The 19,269-nt window shown below is 73.6% G+C and carries 20 protein-coding genes; 3 read left to right on the plus strand and 17 right to left on the minus strand.

Annotated features, from left to right (window positions below; translation table 11 throughout):
* Window positions 1-52: 52 nt before the first annotated feature.
* Window positions 53-796, minus strand: a complete 744-nt coding sequence (locus ACWEFJ_RS01840) for a hypothetical protein (RefSeq protein WP_378089864.1) — start codon at window positions 794-796, stop codon at window positions 53-55.
* A 17-nt stretch (window positions 797-813) separates the two neighbouring features.
* Window positions 814-1,332: a SigE family RNA polymerase sigma factor gene (locus ACWEFJ_RS01845; RefSeq protein WP_378089866.1), complete on the minus strand. Its 519-nt coding sequence runs from the start codon at window positions 1,330-1,332 to the stop codon at window positions 814-816.
* Between the two features lie 153 nt (window positions 1,333-1,485).
* On the opposite strand from ACWEFJ_RS01845, the gene ACWEFJ_RS01850 reads away from it, so the two are divergent.
* Window positions 1,486-2,505: a threonine aldolase family protein gene (locus tag ACWEFJ_RS01850; RefSeq protein ID WP_378089868.1), complete on the plus strand. Its 1,020-nt coding sequence runs from the start codon at window positions 1,486-1,488 to the stop codon at window positions 2,503-2,505.
* A gap of 69 nt (window positions 2,506-2,574) precedes the next feature.
* On the opposite strand, the gene ACWEFJ_RS01855 is transcribed toward ACWEFJ_RS01850, so the two are convergent.
* From ACWEFJ_RS01855 to ACWEFJ_RS01905, 11 genes are all read right to left on the minus strand, one after another.
* Complete coding sequence (locus tag ACWEFJ_RS01855) at window positions 2,575-2,748, minus strand: hypothetical protein (protein WP_378089870.1); 174 nt, start codon at window positions 2,746-2,748, stop codon at window positions 2,575-2,577.
* 67 nt (window positions 2,749-2,815) lie between these two features.
* The gene (locus tag ACWEFJ_RS01860) at window positions 2,816-3,973 is read right to left on the minus strand and encodes a pyridoxal phosphate-dependent aminotransferase (RefSeq protein WP_378089872.1); all 1,158 of its coding nucleotides are present in this window, start codon (window positions 3,971-3,973) and stop codon (window positions 2,816-2,818) included.
* Window positions 3,974-4,160: 187 nt separating this feature from the next.
* Window positions 4,161-4,691: an ESX secretion-associated protein EspG gene (locus tag ACWEFJ_RS01865; RefSeq protein WP_378089874.1), complete on the minus strand. Its 531-nt coding sequence runs from the start codon at window positions 4,689-4,691 to the stop codon at window positions 4,161-4,163.
* A gap of 103 nt (window positions 4,692-4,794) precedes the next feature.
* Complete coding sequence (locus ACWEFJ_RS01870) at window positions 4,795-5,562, minus strand: ESX secretion-associated protein EspG (RefSeq protein ID WP_378089876.1); 768 nt, start codon at window positions 5,560-5,562, stop codon at window positions 4,795-4,797.
* Window position 5,563: 1 nt separating this feature from the next.
* Window positions 5,564-6,841 (minus strand): PPE domain-containing protein, encoded by a 1,278-nt coding sequence (locus ACWEFJ_RS01875; protein WP_449712602.1) that lies wholly within the window; start codon window positions 6,839-6,841, stop codon window positions 5,564-5,566.
* Window positions 6,842-6,851: 10 nt separating this feature from the next.
* A complete protein-coding gene (locus ACWEFJ_RS01880) occupies window positions 6,852-7,454 on the minus strand; it encodes a DUF3558 domain-containing protein (RefSeq protein WP_449712603.1) in 603 nt (200 codons plus the stop codon).
* Window positions 7,444-7,896 carry a hypothetical protein gene (locus ACWEFJ_RS01885; protein WP_449712604.1) on the minus strand — a complete coding sequence of 151 codons (453 nt, stop codon included), beginning with the start codon at window positions 7,894-7,896 and terminating at the stop codon, window positions 7,444-7,446. The genes ACWEFJ_RS01880 and ACWEFJ_RS01885 overlap by 11 nt, the downstream gene beginning before the upstream one ends.
* 159 nt (window positions 7,897-8,055) lie before the next feature.
* Window positions 8,056-9,312, minus strand: a complete 1,257-nt coding sequence (purD, locus tag ACWEFJ_RS01890; RefSeq protein WP_378089884.1) for a phosphoribosylamine--glycine ligase — start codon at window positions 9,310-9,312, stop codon at window positions 8,056-8,058.
* A 28-nt stretch (window positions 9,313-9,340) separates the two neighbouring features.
* Window positions 9,341-10,336 (minus strand): TAXI family TRAP transporter solute-binding subunit, encoded by a 996-nt coding sequence (locus ACWEFJ_RS01895; protein ID WP_449712605.1) that lies wholly within the window; start codon window positions 10,334-10,336, stop codon window positions 9,341-9,343.
* Window positions 10,317-12,314: a TRAP transporter permease gene (locus tag ACWEFJ_RS01900; RefSeq protein WP_449712606.1), complete on the minus strand. Its 1,998-nt coding sequence runs from the start codon at window positions 12,312-12,314 to the stop codon at window positions 10,317-10,319. The genes ACWEFJ_RS01895 and ACWEFJ_RS01900 overlap by 20 nt, the downstream gene beginning before the upstream one ends.
* Window positions 12,315-12,426: 112 nt before the next feature.
* Window positions 12,427-12,687 carry a UBP-type zinc finger domain-containing protein gene (locus ACWEFJ_RS01905; protein WP_378089890.1) on the minus strand — a complete coding sequence of 87 codons (261 nt, stop codon included), beginning with the start codon at window positions 12,685-12,687 and terminating at the stop codon, window positions 12,427-12,429.
* Between the two features lie 28 nt (window positions 12,688-12,715).
* Between ACWEFJ_RS01905 and ACWEFJ_RS01910 the strand changes: the two genes are divergently transcribed.
* Both ACWEFJ_RS01910 and ACWEFJ_RS01915 read left to right on the plus strand, forming a co-directional pair.
* Window positions 12,716-14,269 carry a Na+/H+ antiporter gene (locus ACWEFJ_RS01910; RefSeq protein ID WP_378089892.1) on the plus strand — a complete coding sequence of 518 codons (1,554 nt, stop codon included), beginning with the start codon at window positions 12,716-12,718 and terminating at the stop codon, window positions 14,267-14,269.
* A gap of 126 nt (window positions 14,270-14,395) precedes the next feature.
* Complete coding sequence (locus ACWEFJ_RS01915) at window positions 14,396-15,502, plus strand: glycerophosphodiester phosphodiesterase (RefSeq protein WP_449712607.1); 1,107 nt, start codon at window positions 14,396-14,398, stop codon at window positions 15,500-15,502.
* A 48-nt stretch (window positions 15,503-15,550) separates the two neighbouring features.
* On the opposite strand, the gene ACWEFJ_RS01920 is transcribed toward ACWEFJ_RS01915, so the two are convergent.
* The 4 genes from ACWEFJ_RS01920 to ACWEFJ_RS01935 are packed head-to-tail and all read right to left on the minus strand — an operon-like array spanning window position 15,551 to window position 19,221.
* Window positions 15,551-16,780 carry an LLM class flavin-dependent oxidoreductase gene (locus tag ACWEFJ_RS01920; RefSeq protein WP_449712608.1) on the minus strand — a complete coding sequence of 410 codons (1,230 nt, stop codon included), beginning with the start codon at window positions 16,778-16,780 and terminating at the stop codon, window positions 15,551-15,553.
* Window positions 16,777-17,727 (minus strand): ABC transporter substrate-binding protein, encoded by a 951-nt coding sequence (locus ACWEFJ_RS01925; RefSeq protein WP_449712609.1) that lies wholly within the window; start codon window positions 17,725-17,727, stop codon window positions 16,777-16,779. Before ACWEFJ_RS01925 ends, ACWEFJ_RS01920 begins: the two co-directional genes overlap by 4 nt.
* Window positions 17,711-18,412 carry an ABC transporter ATP-binding protein gene (locus tag ACWEFJ_RS01930; protein ID WP_378089901.1) on the minus strand — a complete coding sequence of 234 codons (702 nt, stop codon included), beginning with the start codon at window positions 18,410-18,412 and terminating at the stop codon, window positions 17,711-17,713. The genes ACWEFJ_RS01925 and ACWEFJ_RS01930 overlap by 17 nt, the downstream gene beginning before the upstream one ends.
* A complete protein-coding gene (locus ACWEFJ_RS01935; RefSeq protein ID WP_378089903.1) occupies window positions 18,397-19,221 on the minus strand; it encodes an ABC transporter permease in 825 nt (274 codons plus the stop codon). Before ACWEFJ_RS01935 ends, ACWEFJ_RS01930 begins: the two co-directional genes overlap by 16 nt.
* Between the last annotated feature and the right edge of the window lie 48 nt (window positions 19,222-19,269).

The raw sequence follows: 19,269 nt of genomic DNA on the forward strand, positions 1-19,269 counted from the left end.
TTTAGTGGTACACGAGTACCACTCAGTGGGGTGATCCCGACCTCCGCGGCCGTCAGGAGCGGGCCGCGAGCCGTTCCGCGAGCACCGCCAGCCGGGCGCCGAACGGGGCGTCGGCGAACCCGGGGTCCGGGCGGCTGACCAGGCGCAGCTCGTCGCCGCCGGACGTCGTCGCGGTCGCGGCGGCCGGGTCCGGCGCCGTGCCGGGCGGCACCACCACGACCGAGACCGTCCCGCGGGTGTCGCCGTCGCGCACCGGCAGGCTCGCGCCGCGACCGCCGGCCGGGCAGTCCGCGGCCGCCGGGAACGCCTCGCCGGCGTTGGCGACCGAGAGCTCGTCGGCGAGGGCGACGGCGAGCTCCCGGTCCACCTCAACGCACCCGCGTTGGGCGCTGCCGACCGTCGGGCGGCCGGCACTCCCCGATGGCTCGTCCCCCTGCGTAGACGGGTCCTCGGGGAGGCTCTTGGGCGGCATTCCACCGCTGCGGTCCGGTGACGCGTCCTTCGGCAGCACCTCCGGCTCGCCCGCGCTGAAAGGGGTGACGTTAAGGGAAGAGTCGTCCTGAGCGGAACCCGCCACGGACGCCCGTTCCGCGTGCGTGCCGCCGAGGACCCCGCTGCCGACGACCACGCCGCCGAACACCAGCGCGACCGCCAGGGCGGACCCGACCGCGACGGCCGACCGGCGGCGCGCGGTCGCGCGGGCCGAGGCGGACCGGACGGCGTCCACGTCGAAGGTCGGCGGCGGCGCGCCGCGGGCCGCGTCGTTGAACAGCTCGGTGAGCTTCCGCTCGTCCACCTACCTCCTCCTCCCGCTCACGACGCCGGCCGCAAGTCCTCGATCGAGTCGCCCAGCGCCTCGCGCAGGGCCTCCAGCCCCCGGGAGGTCTGGCTCTTCACCGTGCCCTCGGAGCACCCGAGCGCCTCGGCCGCGGCCGCCACGTCCAGGCCCTCCAGGAACCTCAGCACGAGCACCGCCCGCTGCCTCGGCGGCACCCGTCGCAAGCCCGCGACGAGCGCCTGGCGCGTCGCCACCGAGTCGGCCACCTCGCCGTCGCCCGAGGGCGTCTCCGGGACCTCGTCCACGAAGCGCTCCCGCCGCCACGGCCGGCGCGACTCGTCGATCACCGCGCGCACCAGGCTGCGGCGGACGTAGGCGTCCAGGGCCTGCTTGTCCCGGACCTTGCGCCACCTGCGGTGCAGCGCGACGAACGCGGTCTGCGCGAAGTCGTCCGCCCGGTGCCAGTCACCACAGAGCAGGAACGCCGTTCGGCGCACGGCCTCCCGGCGAGCTGCGAAGTACTCCGCGAACTCCTGCTCGTCGCGCTGATCCACGCGGACTCTCTCCGCTCGTCGTGCTTGCACTTACCGGACGGAACCGGTGGCGTCCACGGTTGCACGCCGGCTCGCCGAGACTTGCGTCACCCCCCATCGTGGTACCGCCCACGCGATCGGGTCAGGGCTTGCGCGGTGTGATGTGATCCATTCGTGACCCAGCTCGCACCCCTCGACTTCCGTTCCGACACCGTCACCCGGCCGGACGAGGCCATGAGACTCGCCATGGCCGGCGCCGAGGTCGCCGACGACGTGCTCGACCACGACCCCACGATGCGGCAGCTCGAGGAGCGCGTCGCCGAGGCGCTGGGCGTGGAGGCGGCGTTGTGGGTGCCCTCGGGGTCCATGGGCAACCTGATCGCGCTGACCGTGCACCTGCGCCCGGGCGACCGGTTCCTCGCGCCGCGCGGCGCCCACGTGCTCGACAACGAGCTGGGCACGGCGGCGTGGATCGCGGGCGGCATGCCGCACCCGCTGGAGTGCGACGCGGGTCCCGGCCGGGCGTCGCCCGACGCGGTGCGCGCGGCCGCGGGCGTGGCCGGGCCGTACTACGCGCTGCGCACGACGCTGCTGTGCCTGGAGAACACGCACAACGCCGCCGGCGGCGCGGTGACGCAGCCGGACGAGCACGCCCTGCTGGTGTCCGCGGCGCGGGAGACCGGGCTGCGGGTGCACCTGGACGGCGCGCGGCTGTGGAACGCGGCCGTGGCGCTGGGCCTGCCGCCGGCCGCGCTGGCGGTCGGGGTGGACACGGTGCAGGTGTGCCTGTCCAAGGGCCTCGGCGCGCCGGTCGGGTCCGTGGTGGCCGGGTCGTCGTCGTTCGTGGCCGAGGCGCGCCGGGTGCGCAAGATGCTGGGCGGCGGCGTGCGGCAGGGCGGCGTGCTGGCGGCGGCCGGCCTGGTCGCGCTGGGGCGCGTCGACGACCTGGCGCACGACCACGCGAACGCCCGCGCGCTGGCGCGCGGCCTGGCCGAGCTGGGCTGGCAGGTGGACGAGCCGGAGACCAACATCGTGCTGGCCGGCGTGCCGGACCTGGAGGTGACCCTCACGGGGCTGCGGCACCTGGGCGTCTTCGCCGGGCCGATGGCGGGCAAGGTGCGGTTCGTGCTGCACCGCGACGTGGGCGCGGAGGACGTGGCCGAGGCGTTGCGGCGGATCGGGTCGGCGAGCTAGCGCCGCCGCCCGCGCGGCACTCGCGCCGCGGCGTCCGCCTGCGGTGCGGGTTCCGCCCGGGCTCGGGCGTCAGGGCCCCTTGATGCCCTTCGGGCGCTTGGTGCTCTTGATCGCGCCGTACGCGGCCGTGCCGAGGAACAGCACGCCACCGATCACCGCGAGCCAGAAGACGCCCTTGATCACCGCGCCGAGCACGGTGAGCACGAGCCAGGCCGCGAGCAGCCACAGGATTATCCGGACCATGTCACCCGAACGAGCGGCACCGGCGATCGGTTCCCCCATCCGGCCCGGATCGGGGGTACAACTGTCGTCATGATGACGACGCCAGCCAGTCGCCGAGCCGCCGCAACGCCTCCTCGATGTCGTGGGCGGCCCCGGCGAAGGACATCCGGATGAACTCGTGCCCGCGCACGGGGTCGAAGTCGACGCCCGGCACGACCGCGACGCCCGTGTCGTCCAGGAGGCGGCGGCAGAAGGCCGTCGAGTCGTCGGTGAGGTGCGAGACGTCGGCGTAGGCGTAGAACGCGCCGTCGGCCGGGGCCACCTCGTCGATGCCCAGGTCGGCGAGGCCCTTCAGCAGCACGTCCCGGTTGAGGCGGTAGCCCTCGACCAGGCGCTCGGCGTGCGCGTAGGACTCGGGCTCGAAGGCGGCGACGGCGGCGTGCTGGGCCAGGGCGGGCGGGCAGAGGGTGAAGTTGCCCGTCAGCCGGTCGACGGCCCGGCGCAGGTCCGGCGGCAGCAGCATCCAGCCCAGCCGCCAGCCGGTCATGGCGAACACCTTGGAGAAGGAGTTGACCACGACCGCGTCCCGGGAGGTCTGCCAGGCGGACGCGAGCGGCGTGCCGTAGCCGATGCCGTGGTAGATCTCGTCGCTGACCAGCCGCACGCCGCGCTCGGCGCACCAGGCCGTCAGCGCGGCCAGCTCGTCGGGGGCCAGCACGGTGCCGGTCGGGTTCGCCGGGCTCGCCACCACCAGGCCGTCGAGCGGGCCGGCGGCGTCGAGCATCGCCACCGTGGGCTGGAACCGGGTCTCCGGCCCGCAGGCCAGCTCGACCACCTCGCAGCCCAGCGCGGTGAGGATGTTGCGGTAGGCGGGGTAGCCGGGCCGGGCCAGCGCGACCCGGTCGCCCGCGTCGAAGGCGGCGAGGAACGCCAGCAGGAAACCGCCCGACGAGCCCGTCGTCACCACGACGTCGTCCGCCGAGACCGACAACCCGTGCTGCCGCTCGTAGTGGCCCGCCAGCGCTTCGCGCAGCTCCGGGATGCCGAGCTGCTCGGTGTAGCCCAGGGTCTGCTCGCGCAGGGCGCGGTGGGCGGCCTCCAGCACGGGCGCGGGCGCGGGACCGGCCGGCTGCCCGGCGGCCAGCGACACCACGTCCCCGACGACCCGCTGCCGCCGCGCCGCGGCGGACAGCACTTCCATCACGTGGAACGGAGGCACATCGGCCCGACCTGCGACACCCGGCATGCGCGCCAGGCTAATCGACCCACCACGCCGATCGGCCGCGCCGACCACGCCGGTGTGGCCGACGCCCCACCGCCACGACCACACCGCCGTCCGCGCGGCGCCCGTTCCGCCGAACAGCACCCGGCCGTCCGACCCGGGCCGGTCGCCGCCCGTGCCGCTCCGGTGGCCCGTGTCCGGTCCGGCCGGCTCAGGGGAGGAGCCCGTCCAGCAGGCCGGTGATCCGGGTCTTCAGCGCCGCGGGGTCGGTGGGCCCGTGGAAGTCGACCACGTCCGCCGCCCGCCTGCGCCGCCCGCTCCGGTCGATCGCGGCCGCGCCGAACTGGCCGCGCAGGTCCGACCCGCCCACCAGGCCGTCCGGGAGCTTCGGCAGCAGCCCGACCAGCGCGGTGGCCAGGTCGACCTCGACCTCCCGCACGGTGAGCAGGTCCCGCGTGAGCACGGCCAGCACCGAGCCGGAACCGGTGGACGCCGCCAGCGCCCGCACCGCCGATCTGCCGATCCCCAGCCGCAGGTCCGCCGACCGCGGCGGGCAGGCGAGGAGCTTGAACGACGCGCCCAGCCACGGGTCGAGCTCCCCGCCGCGGGCGAGCCCCTGCGCGGCGAGGTGGCTCCACGGCGCGGGGTCGTCCTGCACGTGCAGCACGATCGGCATGGCACCGAGGTCCAGGTGCTCCCAGGCGGTGCGGAACGCGGTGGCGCTGAGGGTCGCAGTGGTCACCAGACGTCACTCCCGAATGACGGCGGGCATTGCTCCGGCCCCCCAGGCCCGCACCGGAACTGACGTCGCGGAGGACGCCGGGGTTCCGCCCGCACCGGGGAAGTCAGACCTCCTGCGCCAACTCCCACACGCACCCGGCGAGCCGGGCGTTGTCGATCGGCGTGATCGTGCTCCAGTGGCGACCGTCCGAACTGGGCCGGACCTGGTGCAGGTAGCGGCCGGACGGCGTGTCGTGCCAGGCGACCACGCGGGACGCGCGCGCCGGCGGGCCGCCGGGCCGGGCGCGTTCGACGCCGAACTGGCCGCGGGTACTCATCCCGTCGCACATGCCGGCCAGCTCCTGCGCCTCGTGCAGCGGCAGGCCGTGCCGCTCCAGCGCGAGCACCAGCTTCTCCGCGTCCCGCCCGGCCTCGTCGGACGCCGCCCGCAGCACGTCGTTCGGCAGGCTGATCGACCGCCCGTACCCGGCGGGCATCTCACCGGCGACGGACACGGCGGCCTCGGCCAGCGCACTGGCCCGTGCCTCGATCAGCCAGACCTCGTCGCCGTCGACCACGGCGAGCACGGCGTCGTCGCCGGTCGCCGCCGCGAGACCCTTGATCTTGCGGCGGTCGACCCAGATCCACAGGTCGATCGACAGGTGCGGGTTGGCCAGCAGCGCGAACACGTCGGCCAGTTCGGGCGTCACCCGCCGGTTGGCGGCCAGCCCGCGCTCGGCGAGCGACCGCCACGCCTGCTCCACGAACGCGGCGCGCTCGGTGTGCGTGATCCCCGGGCTCGGCACGTCCAGGGCGACGTTGCGCCGGGTGAGGCGCTCGCCTTCCCACGCCACGTCGAACTCGAGCGTGGACAGGACAACCGTGCCGGTCACTTCACTTCTTCTCGGGCTCGTCGCCGATGACCGACTGGACGACCATGCGCTCGTCGCCGAACACGTCGTCGGAGTCCACGCCGTACTTGCGGACGTGCTCGCCGTCCTCCTCGCCGGGCCCGCCCTTGGCCGTCGCCGCGGGCTGGAGCATCGAGGAGCCGGCGGCCCCGCGGCCCGCCGCGCCGGCGGCCGCGCCACGTCCGGGCACGCGCTCGTCCGGGTCGATCGCGCCGATCGTCGCGGAGACGCCGGGCTTGCCGGTCAGCGTGCTCGGCATCCCCGGCACACCGCCCTTGCCGCCCGTGCCGCCGCCACCACCGGCGCCCTTGCCGCCCGCGTGCCCCTCGGGCGCCTTCGCGCCGCCGGGCATCGCCGCCACGGGGTTGCGCACGACGCGCCCGCCGCGGGCCTGCGTCGCCGCGAGCCCCAACCCGAGTCCGCCGGCCAACCCGAGGCCGAGCCCCAACCCGAAGTTGGACCCGCCGACCTTGCCGAGCGCGGCCGGCGGGATGACCGTCGGCTGGGCCGGCGTGCTCGGCAGCAAGCCCGTGGAGCCGCCGGGCAACTGCCCCGGCAACTGGGGCGCGATCCCGACCGAGCCGCCACCGGGCACCTGGCCGAACCCGCCGGGCACCCCGCCCGTGACACCCGCGGGGATGCCGGGCACGGCCCCACCGGGCTGCCCCACCGCCGCGATCGGCGTGCTGACGCTGGAGGCCGTGGTGACCTCGAACTGCGGGGGCCTGGTGATCCCCTGGTACTGGTTCAACGCGTCCCGGCTGGCCTCGGTGTACTGGTCGAGCCCCCGGATGGTCTGCTCCCGCGCCGCCTGGGTCGCCTTCACTTCCTTGGCGTGGTCGGTCTCGTACCCGAAGAACCCGCCGACGTCGTCGACGAAGTTGGTCTCCGTCGCGCCGCGCAACTGCTGCGGGTCGGGCATGCTGTTGCGCGTCTGGCTGTGGTTGGCCCCCTGCACGGCCGTCGCCTGCGAGTTCCGCCGCGCCGCCTCGTCCGCCTCGGACGCGTAGTCGGCCATGACGGTGGTCTTCTTGTTCGCCTGCTCCCCGGCCGCACCCTGCCAGTCGATGCCGAGCTTCTTCAGCTCGGTGCGCAGCGTCTCGTCCACCTCGACCAGGCTGGCCGACAGCTCGCGGAGCGCGTGCGACGCGTCACTGAATTTCTGCGCCGCGTCGCCGGACTGGAACTGCTGCACGAGGTTGGCCAGCGCGTGGTTGTCGTACCCCTCGAACCGGAAGTCGGTGATCTCTCGGTACCCCATGGCTTCCCCCTCACACCAGCGTCGGCAAGGTGACGAGCGCCAGCTCAGCCGCCTTCTTCGCGTTCTGACACATCTGTTCTTGCGAGTACTCGTCACCGAGCGGGTTGAAGTCGACGAGCAGCTGCTGCCCGTCGGCCACGTCGACCGCGATGGAGCACATCACGTCGTCGGTGCCGGAGAGCACCACTTGGGCGGCCGGGTAACCGCTCACCTCCGTGTGCTCCACGTCGACGTTCCCGTTGCCCTGCCAGTGCTCGATCCCCTTGCCGGTCACCAGTCCCACGCCGTAGCCGAACCGCGGCGCACTGGTGCTCGAGTAATCGCAGAGGGGGAACTTCCCGAGCCCGCCGAGTTCCTGTTCCTGCAGCTCGGGTTTCGCCACCGACAGCTGCTTCATCTGCTCGGCCGTCAACGTCTGACAGGGGTCGAGCCCGTCGAGCTTGATCTCCTCCGGACGGGACGAGCGCGTCGTGGTCGGCGCCGCGGACGTGCTCGACGCCGACCCGTCGCCGGAACTCGGCCGCGGGTCGCCGGGTTCCTCGGCGGTGCAGCCGACCAGGAGGAGACTCGCGGCGACGGCCAGTGCCAGGCCGACTCGGGACCTACTGCGCACGGGCTGCTCCGAAGGCCGAGGTGACCTCGTCCTCGGTGAACCCGTACTGGGCGGCGACGGCCCTCAACTGCCCCACCAGCTCATCGAGGCTTTCGACGTACTGCCTGACGCGTCCGGCGTAGGTGTCGTCACCGCCGACCAGCCTGGAGTTCCAGGCCGCGGCGATGTCCCGGTTGACGGGGTCGGCGCCGTCGGGCAGGTCGACCTGGAGTCGCTGTTCGCACCGCCGGAGGCTCTTGGTGAGGGCTTCGGCCTGATCATTGATGATCTTGCCGGCCTGGAGGACGGTCTCCTTGCTCACCTCGAACTTCTGGCCCGACACCGGTCCGCCGGCCATCGAGTCCTTCAGCCGCTGCTCCGCCGCGAACATCTCGCCGACCGCCTTGCCGACGGCTCCCCCCGCGGCGGCGACGGCGCCCAGTAGGCCGGTCTCCTGTTCCACGACGTCCTACCCCCGTACGGTCGGTAACGGATTGAACCCGGTTCGAGGCTACCAACGACCGCGTGAACCGGGTCTGAGGTTGGACGAAGAAACGCCCGACCCGGTTCCCGCGGCGGCGCGGACGTGGCGAACCGGTCCTCCCGCGGGACCGGAACGGGGTCAGGGAACGGCGACCTCGCCCTCCGCCGCGCGCAGCGCGATGTCCGTGCGGTGGTGGGAGCCGGTCAGGTGGACGCCCGCCACGCGGCGGTAGGCGTCGGCCCGCGCGGCGGCCAGGGTGTCGCCCGTGCCGACGACCGACAGCACGCGGCCGCCGGTGGAGACGACGGCGCCGTCCTCGCGGCGGCGGGTGCCGGCGTGCAGCACGCCCTCGGCTTCCGCGCCGCCCACCACGTCGCCCGTGCGCGGCCGGCCGGGGTAGCCCTCGGCGGCGATCACGACGGTCACGGCGTAGCCCTCGGCCCAGTCCAGCGGTTCGACGGAGGCCAGCGCGCCGGTGGCGGCGGCGTGGAACAGGGCGGCCGGCGGGGTGCGGAGCAGGGCCAGGACGGCCTGGGTCTCCGGGTCGCCGAACCGGCAGTTGAACTCGATGACCTGCGGCCCGGTGGAGGTCAGGGCCAGGCCCGCGTAGAGCAGGCCGACGAACGGGGCGCCGCGCCGCGCCAGCTCGTCCACGACCGGCTGGACGCACGTCGAGACGATCGTGTCCACGAGGTCGTCCGACGCCCAGGGCAGCGGCGAGTACGCGCCCATGCCGCCGGTGTTGGGGCCGGAGTCGCCGTCGCCGACGCGCTTGAAGTCCTGCGCGGGCAGCAGCGGCACCACGGTGGAGCCGTCCACCAGGCAGAACAGCGACACCTCGGGGCCGTCGAGGAACGACTCCAGCAGCACCGGGTGGCCGTTCTCCAGCAACGTCATGGCGTGCGCGCGGGCCACGGCGCGGTCGTCGGTGACGACCACGCCCTTGCCGGCGGCCAGGCCGTCGTCCTTCACGACCCACCGCGGGCCGAAGCGGGTCAGCGCCGCGTCGAGCCGGGCCGGGTTGTCGACGATCTCCGACACCGCCGTCGGCACGCCCGCGGCGGACATGACGTCCTTCGCGAACGCCTTGGAGCCCTCGATCCGGGCCGCCGCGGCCGACGGGCCGAAGCAGGGGATCCCGATGGCGCGCACGGCGTCCGCCGCGCCCGCCACCAGGGGCTGCTCCGGCCCGACCACGACCAGGTCGGCGTTCCACTCCTTGGCCAGCGCCGCGACCGCGCCGCCGTCGGTGACGTCGACCCCGTAGGTCTCCGCCACACCGGCGATGCCGGCGTTGCCGGGCGCGCAGGCCAACGCGATCACCGAGGGGTCCCGCGACAGGGCGAGGACTAGGGCATGTTCACGGGCGCCAGACCCGATGACCAGGACACGCACGGTGGGCCAGCCTAGATGACTGCGCCGATCAGCCGCCCAGGGCATCCAACGATCCGGGGTGCAGCGGCACCGGGTCGGTCATGCCGGCCTTCTCCTGGCGGATGTCCTTGGCCGCCGGGTGCACGGCTTCGAGGTCCGCCTTCTTGTCGTAGATGAGCTTGGTCACGGCGCACGCGTCGCCCTCGGGGAAGTCGGTGCGCACGAGCAGGACGTTCGGCACGGCCACGGTCGGCACGTCGGCCGGCTGCCCGTAGGTCGCGGCCGGGATGACGCCCCGGTCGTACACCTGGTTGATCTCCTTGAGCGCGTCGAGCTGCGGCGTGATGTCGAGGAACTTGACCTGGTCCTTCAGCGACGTGGTGATGTCGGTGATCTGCGCGGTGGGCAGGCCGCCGGACCACACCAGGCCGTCGATGCTGCCGTCCTTCATCCCGTCCGCGGTCTTGGCCAGGTCGAGCCGCTGCGCCTGGACGTCGGTCTCCGGGTTCAGCCCGGCCGCGGTCAGCAGCCGCTGCGCGATCACCTCGGTGCCGGACTTGGGCGAGCCGGTCGAGATCCGCTTGCCGCGCATGTCGGCCACGGAGTCGATCCCCGAGTCGGTCCGCACCAGCACCTGGGTGTAGTTCGGGTACAGCCGGGTCAGCGCCTGCACCTGCTGCGGCTTGCCGTCGAACGCGCCCTTGCCCGCGACCGCGTCGGCGGCGGTGTCGGCCAGCGAGAACGCCACGTCGTAGTCGCCCGCGACGAGCTGCTGGATGTTCTGCACGGACGCGCCGGTCTCGGCGGCGGTGGCCTTGAGCTTGGTGTTGTCGCTGATCAGCTTGGCCAGCGCGCCGCCGATGACGTAGTACACGCCGCCGGAGTTGCCGGTCGCGATGGTGATCCGCCCGTCCGCCGCCTCGCAGGCGGCGCCGCCCGCCTCGCCGCTCCCGGCGGCGTCGGGCGTCCGCTTCCCGCCGCACCCGGCGGCGACGAGGCCGACCGAGAGCACGCCCGCGGCGACCTTAAGCGTCCAGCTGCGCATGCTGTTCCTTTCCCGAGGGGGTCTTCCGGCGTAGGACGAGGTGCACCGCCACCGCGGCGACCAGGAAGCCGAGGCCGACGGCGATGGTGGTGGGTTGCAGGTAGAGCAGGGCGACGGCGGCGGGCGCGCACAGCAGGCGTTCCGGCCAGCGGGCGCGGCCGAACAGCCACCCGCCGGTGAGCACGGCCAGCGCGGCCACGCCCAGCGCGGAGACCGCGAACGCCCACACGCCGTCGAGGAACGACGTGCGCAGCAGCAGCCCGGCCCCGTTGTCGGTCAGCACGAACGCCAGCGGCACGAGGAACGCGGGCAGGGTGTACTTCCACGTGCGCCACATCGTCTTCATCACGTCGCCGCCGGTGATCGCGGCCGCGGCCACCGCGGCGAGCGCGGTCGGCGGCGTCACCTCGGACAGCACCGCGTAGTAGAAGATGAACATGGCCGCTTCCTCGCGCGCCACGCCCAGCTCGATCAGCGCGGGCCCGATGACGACCCACGAGATGATGAACGACGCGGTCACCGGCACGGCCAGGCCGAGCAGGCTCACCGCGAGCGCCGCGAGCACCACCGTGACCAGCAGCACCGCGGTCGGGTCGGACGAGATCGCGGCCGCGACGTCCACCAGCGCCGACGCGAGTTCCTGCCCGAGCCCGGTCTTGGTGATCGTGGACGTGATCACGCCCGCCGCCGCGCACACCGCGATCACCGGCAGCGCCGACCGCACGCCCTGCGACAGCGAGTCCGCCATCGCCCGCAGCCACTGCCGCACGTCGCCGCGCAGGGCGACCAGCGCGAACAGCGCCGCGACGCCGGTCGCGTAGACGACGGCGGAGAACACCGGGATGTCCAGCGCGAGGAACACGACGATCACCGCGAGCGACAGGAAGTGGTACCCGCCGCGCTTGAGCAGCGCCCACGTGCCGGGCGAGTCGATCTCCACCGGCTTCGCGCCGAACTTGCGCGCGTCGATCTCCACGGCCAGCGCGATGCCGAGGTAGTACAGCAGGGTCGGCAGGATCGCCCAGATCAGCACCTGCAGGTAGGACGTCTCCAGGTACTCGGCGATGATGAACGCCGCCGCGCCCAGGGTCGGCGGCGACAGGATCGCCCCGATGCCGGACGCGGCGAGCAGCCCGCCCGCGCTCTCCCGGGGGTAGCCCGCCTGCTTGAGCATCGGCCAGGTCACCGCGCCCAGCGACACGGTCGTGGCGGTGCCCGAGCCGGACACGGTGCCGAGCAGGAACCCGGCGGTGGCGGCGGTGCGGCCGGGCGCGGTGCGCGACCGGCGGAACGCGGAGAAGCTGATGTCCACGAAGAACGCGCCCGCGCCGGACGCGTTCAGCACCGAGCCGTAGATCGTGAACAGCACGATGTAGGTCGCGGCGACGTCCAGCGGCGTCCCGTAGAACCCGGTCGCGTCGTTGTAGAAGCCGTTGATGATCTGCGCGAAGTCCACCCCGGCGTGCGAGATCGACCACGACGGCGGCAGGTAGCCGCCGTAGTAGGCGAACGCGATGAACGCCACGCACACGATCGGCAGCACCCAGCCGGTGGTCCGCCGGCAGGCCTCCAGGATCAGCACGAGCAGCAGCGACCCGGCGACCACGTCGAGGGAGGTGAGCTGCCCCTGGCGGTCGAGGAACGCGTCGAACCCGCCGAACAGCGGGTACGCGCCCACGACGAACGCGAGGATCGCGGCGGCCCAGTCCACGACGCCGGGGTCGTCGGTGTCGCCGCGCCGGCCGCGCGGCCGGTAGCAGAGGAAGACCAGCGGCAGCGTGACCGCCAGGAAGATCACCAGGTAGTACTGGCCACCCTTGCTGAACGGCCAGAACACCTGCTTGAGCACGAGCAGCGCGATGGCGAGGCCCGCCACCCGCACGCCCAGCTCCCAGCGCCGGGACAAGGCGCGCGACGGGCGCTCCTCGTCGTACTCGGCGAGCAGTTCATCGACTTCGACCTGCGGCTTGGTCGGCACGCGCACCCCTTCGTGTCGCGCTGGGTGAAGCGCTCACGAAGCTACTTGTGCCGCAGGTCACAGCCATAGACCGACCGTCTAAAGGGACTGTAAAGACAGCCGGGGCGCGGGATCACACGATCCGGGCATCCACGTAGCACCAGCGCCAGTCCTCGCCGGGCTCGAACGACCGCATGACGGGGTGCTCCGAGGCGTTGAAGTGCGCGGTCGCGTGCCGGCGCGGGCTGGAGTCGCAGCACGCCACGTGCCCGCAGGACAGGCAGATCCGCAGGTGGGCCCAGTTGTGCTCGCCGGCGGCGAGGCAGTCCGCGCAGCCCTCGGGGTTGTCGGGCGTGACGGATTCGGGCAGCTCCGCGACATGGCCACAAGTCATGCCGCACATCATCACGCAAGATTGCGCCATGCACGGACCGGAACTGCTCCTGTTGCTCGTCGGCGCGCTGCTCGTCACCGCGGCGGCCAAGCGCCTGAACTGGTCGGCGCCGCTGGTGCTGGTGGGCGTCGGGCTCGCGGTGTCGTTCATCCCCGGCCTGCCGGAGTTCGCCCTGGAGCCGGAGCTGATCCTCGTCCTGGTCCTGCCGCCGCTGCTGTACTCGGCCGCGCTGGACAGCTCCTACCACAACATCCGGGCCAACCTGCGGCCGATCGGGCTGCTCGCGGTGGGCCTGGTGCTGGTGACCACGGTCGCCGTCGGCTGGGTCGCCCACCTGGTGCTGCCGGGGCTGTCGCTGCCCGCGGCGCTGGTGCTGGGCGCGGTGGTCGCGCCGCCGGACGCGGTGGCCGCGGTCGCGATCGGCCGGCGGCTCAACCTGCCGCGCCGGACGATGACCCTGCTCACCGGCGAGAGCCTGATCAACGACGCGACCGCGCTGACGGCCTACAAGGTGGCCGTCGCCGCGACCGCCGGCGCGGCGGCGACGTGGGTGGACGGCACCCGGACGTTCGCGATCAGCGCGGGCGGCGGCGTGCTCGTCGGGCTGGCCGTGGGCTGGGCCGTGCGGTGGCTGCGGGACCGGCTGGGCGACGGCGTGCTGGAGAGCGCGCTCGGCATGCTGGTGCCCTTCGGCGCGTACATCCTGGCCGAGGAGCTGCACGCGTCCGGCGTGCTCGCGGTCGTGGTCGCCGGGCTCTACATCGGGCACAACGCGCCGCGCAGCTCGTACTACACCCGGTTGCAGGACACGGCGGTGTGGCGGTCGGTGGACGCGATGCTGGAGTCGTTCGTGTTCGCCCTGATCGGCCTCCAGCTCAACAGCGTGGTGAGCGACGTGGACATCACCGCCGGGCTGCTGTGGGCGGCGGGGGCCGTGCTGGCGGCCACGATCCTGGTGCGGTTCGCGTGGATGTACCCGGCGGCCTACCTGCCCCGGCTGCTGTCGCGGCGGATCCGGGAGCGCGAGGCCGCGCCGGGGTGGCGGGGCGTGACCGTGCTGTCGTGGGCCGGGATGCGGGGCGTGGTGTCGCTGGCCGCGGCGAGCGCGTTGCCGCTGGACCTGCCCGGCCGGAACCTGATCGTGTTCTGCGCGTTCGTGGTCACCGTCGGCACCCTGCTCCTCCAGGGGCTCTCGCTGCCGTTCGTGATCCGCAAGCTCGCGTACCGCGGTGACGAGGAGCGCACCGACGCGTTGGCCGAGGCGCAGGTGCAGCACGCCGCCGCGCAGGCCGCCGTGCGCAGGCTGGACGAGGTGGTCGGCGGGGACGAGACCACGCCGGACCACGTCGTGGACCGGCTGCGGGTCATGGCCGAGCACCGGGGCAACGCGGCGTGGGAGCGGCTGGGCAGGCAGGAGGACGAGAGCCCGGCCGCGTCCTACCGGCGGCTGCGGCGGACCATGCTGGACGCCGAGCGGCAGGTGTTCATCCAGGCCCGGGACGAGGGCCGGATCGACGACGAAGTCCTCTTCCGGGTGCTCCGCGAGCTGGACCTGGAGGAAGCGGCCATCTCCCGGGAGTGACGATCACGACCCGTTCACCGTGACGTGGTCCGCGCTTCGCCCTACCGTGTCCGATACGTCGCAATGCGCGACGAAGCTGCCGCGGGTCTGGAATCTCTGGGCGAGAACCCTTCCGGGAGGTCGGCGATGGTGCGGACGAGGATCGTCGGAGCGGCGCTCACGGCGCTCGCGGTGGCGGGGGCGGTGGTGCTGCCCTCGGCGTCGGCGAGCGGTGAGGCCGAGGTGGCGTCGTCGCGCGGGGGCGGCCCGCTGGTGGTCGGCCACCGGGGCGCGTCGGGCTACCGGCCCGAGCACACGCTGGCCGCGTACGAGCTGGCCGCGCGGATGGGCGCCGACTACATCGAGCCGGACCTGGTCGTGACCAAGGACGGCAGGCTCGTCGCGCGGCACGAGAACGAGATCGGCGGCACCACGGACGTGGCGGCCAAGCCGGAGTTCGCGGGGCGCAGGACGACCAAGGTCATCGACGGCACGCCGGTCACCGGCTGGTTCACCGAGGACTTCACGCTCGCCGAGCTGAAGACGCTGCGGGCCAAGGAGCGCATCCCGGACGTGCGGGCGCGCAACACCCTCTACGACGGCCGGTTCCCCGTGCCGACGCTGGAGGAGGTCATCGACCTGTCCCGCCGGCTGTCGCGCGAGCTGGGCCGCGACATCGGCATCTACCCGGAGACCAAGCACCCGACGTACTTCCAGGACATCGGCCTGCCGCTGGAGCCGCGCCTGGTCGACGTGCTCACCCGCGCGGGCCTGAACCGGCCCGGCGCGAAGGTCTACGTGCAGTCGTTCGAGGTGGCGAACCTCAAGCAGCTCAAGTCGAAGCTGCGCGTGCCGCTGGTGCAGCTGATCAACGGGTCGGGCGCGCCGTACGACTTCGTGAAGGCCGGTGACAAGCGCACCTACAGCGACCTGCTGACGCCGGAGGGCCTGCGCGAGATCCGCACCTACGCGCACGGCATCGGCGCGGCGAAGGACCGCGTCATCCCGCGCGACGCGTCCGGTCGCCTGCTCGAACCGACCACCCTGGTGCGCGACGCCCACGCCCGCGGCCTGATCGTGCACGCCTGGACGTTCCGCAACGAGAACACGTTCCTGCCGGCGGACTTCCGCACGTCCGCCGACCCGGCCGCGTACGGCGACGCGTTCGGCGAGTACGCGAGGTTCTACGCCACCGGCCTGGACGGGGTGTTCGCCGACAACCCCGACACCGCCGTGGAAGCCCGCAGGGGCTGATCGCCGCGCCGTCCTCGGGGGACGCCCACCGGCGTCCCCCGAGGCCGATCAAGACCCGTGCGCGGCTTCGCGCAGGTCCCCGCCAAGGGGAACCCTTGCAGCGATTCTACCGACGGGGTCCGACAATTCCGGCCCGTGCGCCTCGAGGCCGTGCGCTTCCGGGCCGCCGTGCGCCGACGACCCGGCGAGCAGACCGCGCGCCGCCAGGATCGGCAGCACGCCCTCGCCGAACCAGAACGCCTCCTCCAGGTGCGGGTAGCCGGACAGCACGAACTCCTCCACGCCGAGCGCGTGGTACTCCTCGACCAGGTCCGCCACCTCCTCGTGGCTGCCGACCAGCGCCGTGCCCGCGCCGCCGCGCACCAGCCCGATGCCCGCCCACAGCCCGGGGTGGACCTCCAACCCGCGCACGCCGCGGCCCAGGTCGCCGCCGTGCAGCGCCAGCATCCGCTGCTGCCCGACCGACTGCGACGTCCGCAGCTGCTCCTGCGCCTTCGCCACCTGCTCCGGGTCCAGCGCCTCCAGCAGCTTCTCCGCCTCGCGCCACGCCTCCGCGGAGGTGTCGCGGCTGATCGTGTGCAGCCGCACGCCGAACCGGATCGGCCGGTCGCCCGCCAGCTCGCGCACCCGGCCGATCTTCTCCGCCACCTGCGCGGGCGGCTCGCCCCACGTCAGGTACACGTCGGCCCGCCGGGCCGCGACCGGCAGCGCCGCGTCGGACGACCCGCCGAAGTAGATCGGCGGCACGGGGTCCGGCGCGGCCATCACGGTCGCGCCCGACACCCGGTAGTGCGCGCCCTCGAAGTCGACCGGCCGCCCCGACCACACGGCCCGCACCACGTGCAGGAACTCGTCCGTCCGCGCGTACCGCTGGTCGTGGTCGAGCCAGTCGCCGAACCGCCGCTGCTCCACCTCGTCGCCGCCGGTCACCACGTTGAGCAGCAGCCGGCCGCGGGAGATCCGCTGGTAGGTGGCGGCCATCTGGGCGGCCAGCGTCGGCGAGATCACCCCGGGCCGGAACGCCACCAGGAACTTCAGCGTCGAGGTCCGCGCGAGCAGCGCCGCGGTGGTGAGCCACGCGTCCTCGCACCACGTGCCGGTCGGCGTGAGCACCCCGGCGAACCCGTTGCGCTCAGCCGCCTGCGCGACCTGGGCGAGGTAGTCGATGTCCGGTTGGCGCGCCGCCGCCGCGCCGAGCGACCGGTTGGCGTGGAAGCGCTCGACCACGGTCCGGCCGTCGCCGGAGGTCGGCAGGAACCAGTGCGGCACGACGGTCATGACAGCTCCCCCTGGAATCGGGTGTCCACGAACTTCCTGAAGTCCACCTTGCCGGGCAGCGCGCCGTCCGCGGTGAACGCGTCGGCCAACTCCTGCTCGGAGGCGATGACCGCGTCGTCCAGCTTGACCGGCAGGTCACCGCCGCGCGCCACGGCGGCCCGGGCCACCTCGGGCTTCAGCCCGGTCTCGGCCGCCCACACCCGCGCCCACTCGTCGCGGTGCGTGTCGGCCCACCGCTGCGCCTGGCTGATCCGCCGCACGAACTCCTTGATCGCGGCCTCCTTGCGCGGGTCGTCCAGCGCGGCCCGCCCGGCCACCTGGAAGGTGTAGCCGTTCGACTTGCCGCGCCCGTCGGTGAGCACCCGCGCGCCGGCCTCCAGGAGCGCCTGCGACGTGTACGGGTCCCACACCGCCCAAGCGTCCACCCGCTTCTGCGTGAACGCCGAGTACGCGTCGGACGGCTGGAGGAAGTTCAGCGTCACGTCCTTCGTGGTCAGGCCCTCGGCGGCCAGCGTGAGCAGGACCTGGCCGTGCGCCGAGCTGCCCTTGGCCACCGCGATGCCGCGCCCCTTCAGGTCCCGCACGGTCTTCACCGGCGAGTCGCCGGGCACCAGCAGGGCGTCGCTCTCCACGTTGCCCTTCGCCGAGTACACCGCGGCGATCCTGGCGTTGGCCGCCGCGGCGAAGATCGGCGGCGTGTTGCCCACCCCGCCGACGTCGATCGCGCCCGCCGACGCGGCCTCCAGCAGCGGTGGGCCGGACGTGAAGGTCGACCACTCGATCCTGTACGGGAAGTCGTCCAGCAGGCCGGCGGCGGTCAGCAGGGACTGCGAGCCGCCCTTCTGGTCGCCCACCCGGAGCACGACCTCGCCGTCCGACGACGCCGCCGTGCCGCAGCCCGACAGCGCCAGGACCGCGACCGCCAGGGCGCTAAGCAGCTTCGACATCGTCCACTCCCAGGTTCGACAGCACTTCCACCCGCAGGTCCGCGAAGGACGCGCGGCGCCGCGGTCGCGGCAGGTCGACGTGGTGCTCGGCCACGATCCGACCCTCGTCCAGCACCACGACGCGGTCGGCGAGCAGCAGCGCCTCGTCCACGTCGTGGGTCACGAACAGCACGGCGGGCCGGTGCTCCCGCCACAGCTGCTCGACCAGGTGGTGCATGGCGAGCCTGGTCAGCGCGTCGAGCGCGCCGAACGGCTCGTCCAGCAGCAACAGGTCCGGCTCGCGCACGAGCGCCCGCGCCAGCGACACGCGCTGCGCCTCGCCGCCGGACAGGGTCAACGGCCACGCGTCGGCGTGATCGGCCAACCGCACCTCGGCCAGCGCCCGCTCCGCGACCGCGCGCCCGTCCACGCCGCGCAACCCGAGCGAGACGTTGCGCCACACCCTGCGCCACGGCAGCAGCCGGGGCTGCTGGAACGCGACCGAGACCCGGCCCGGCACGGTGACCGAGCCCTCGACCTCGGCGTCCAGCCCGGCCAGGATCCGCAGGAGGGTCGACTTGCCGCAGCCGCTGCGGCCCAGCAGCGCCACGAACTCGCCCTCGGCCACGTCCAGGTCGAGCCCGGCCAGCACGCGCCGCGGCCCGAAGTCCTTGACCAGCCCCCGGATGCTCACCGCGCCCGCCACCGCAGCACCTTCCTCTCCAGCCCGCGCACCACGGCGTCCGTGCCCAGGCCGAGCAGCGCGTAGACGAGCAGGCCGACCACGACGATGTCGGTGCGCAGGAACTCGCGCGCGTTGTTGATCAGGTAGCCGATGCCCGCGTCCGCGTTGACCTGCTCGCCGACGATCAGCGACAGCCACGCCGTGCCGAGCGCGATCCGCAGGCCGACCAGGGTCTGCGGCACCGCCGACGGCAGCACCACGTGCACGACCCGCTCGAACCGGGTGTAGCCGAGCACCCGCGCGGCCTCCAGCAGCGCCGGGTCGGTCTGCCGGATGCCCGAGTGCAGGTTCAGGTAGAGCGGGAACGCGACGCCCGCCGCGACGAGCGCCAGCTTGGGCTCCTCGCCGATGCCGAACCACAGGATGAACAGCGGGACCAGGCCGAGGTGCGGCAGCGTGCGCAGCATCTGCACGGGCGGGTCGAGCAGCCGTTCGCCCCAGCGGGACAGCCCGGACGCCAGGCCCAGCGCGCCGCCCACGGCCGCGCCGAGCGCGAAGCCCACCGCGACCCGGCTGGACGAGACCAGGAGCGCGTCCACCAGCCGGCCGTCGAGGACCAGCTCGTAGGCGGAGGTGAAGACGGTGACCGGGGACGCGAGCTTGTCCGGCGGCAGCACGCCGGTGCTGCTCGCGACCTGCCACAGCACGACCAGGCCGAGCGGGCTCAGCCACCGGCGCAGGTCGGGCAGCCTGCGTTTGCTCGGTGCGGGCGCACGCGCGGGAACCACCGTTTCGGGGCGCGCGACAACACCCGCCGTGGAAATCGACACGGATTTCTCCCAGCGGACGGGGAACATCGGACGCGCTGATCAGCGGGT

The sequence above is a fragment of the Actinosynnema sp. NPDC004786 genome (assembly GCF_053601135.1).

What these genes read in the sequence shown, in the direction of transcription:
- ACWEFJ_RS01910 (WP_378089892.1), top strand. Translation starts at nt 12,716, where the DNA reads ATGCACGGACCGGAACTGCTCCTGTTGCTCGTCGGCGCGCTGCTCGTC.
- ACWEFJ_RS01915 (WP_449712607.1), top strand. Translation starts at nt 14,396, where the DNA reads ATGGTGCGGACGAGGATCGTCGGAGCGGCGCTCACGGCGCTCGCGGTG.
- ACWEFJ_RS01875 (WP_449712602.1), bottom strand. Translation starts at nt 6,841, where the DNA reads ATGGGGTACCGAGAGATCACCGACTTCCGGTTCGAGGGGTACGACAAC.
- ACWEFJ_RS01855 (WP_378089870.1), bottom strand. Translation starts at nt 2,748, where the DNA reads ATGGTCCGGATAATCCTGTGGCTGCTCGCGGCCTGGCTCGTGCTCACC.
- ACWEFJ_RS01905 (WP_378089890.1), bottom strand. Translation starts at nt 12,687, where the DNA reads ATGACTTGTGGCCATGTCGCGGAGCTGCCCGAATCCGTCACGCCCGAC.
- ACWEFJ_RS01860 (WP_378089872.1), bottom strand. Translation starts at nt 3,973, where the DNA reads ATGCCGGGTGTCGCAGGTCGGGCCGATGTGCCTCCGTTCCACGTGATG.
- ACWEFJ_RS01925 (WP_449712609.1), bottom strand. Translation starts at nt 17,727, where the DNA reads ATGTCGAAGCTGCTTAGCGCCCTGGCGGTCGCGGTCCTGGCGCTGTCG.
- ACWEFJ_RS01895 (WP_449712605.1), bottom strand. Translation starts at nt 10,336, where the DNA reads ATGCGCAGCTGGACGCTTAAGGTCGCCGCGGGCGTGCTCTCGGTCGGC.
- ACWEFJ_RS01920 (WP_449712608.1), bottom strand. Translation starts at nt 16,780, where the DNA reads ATGACCGTCGTGCCGCACTGGTTCCTGCCGACCTCCGGCGACGGCCGG.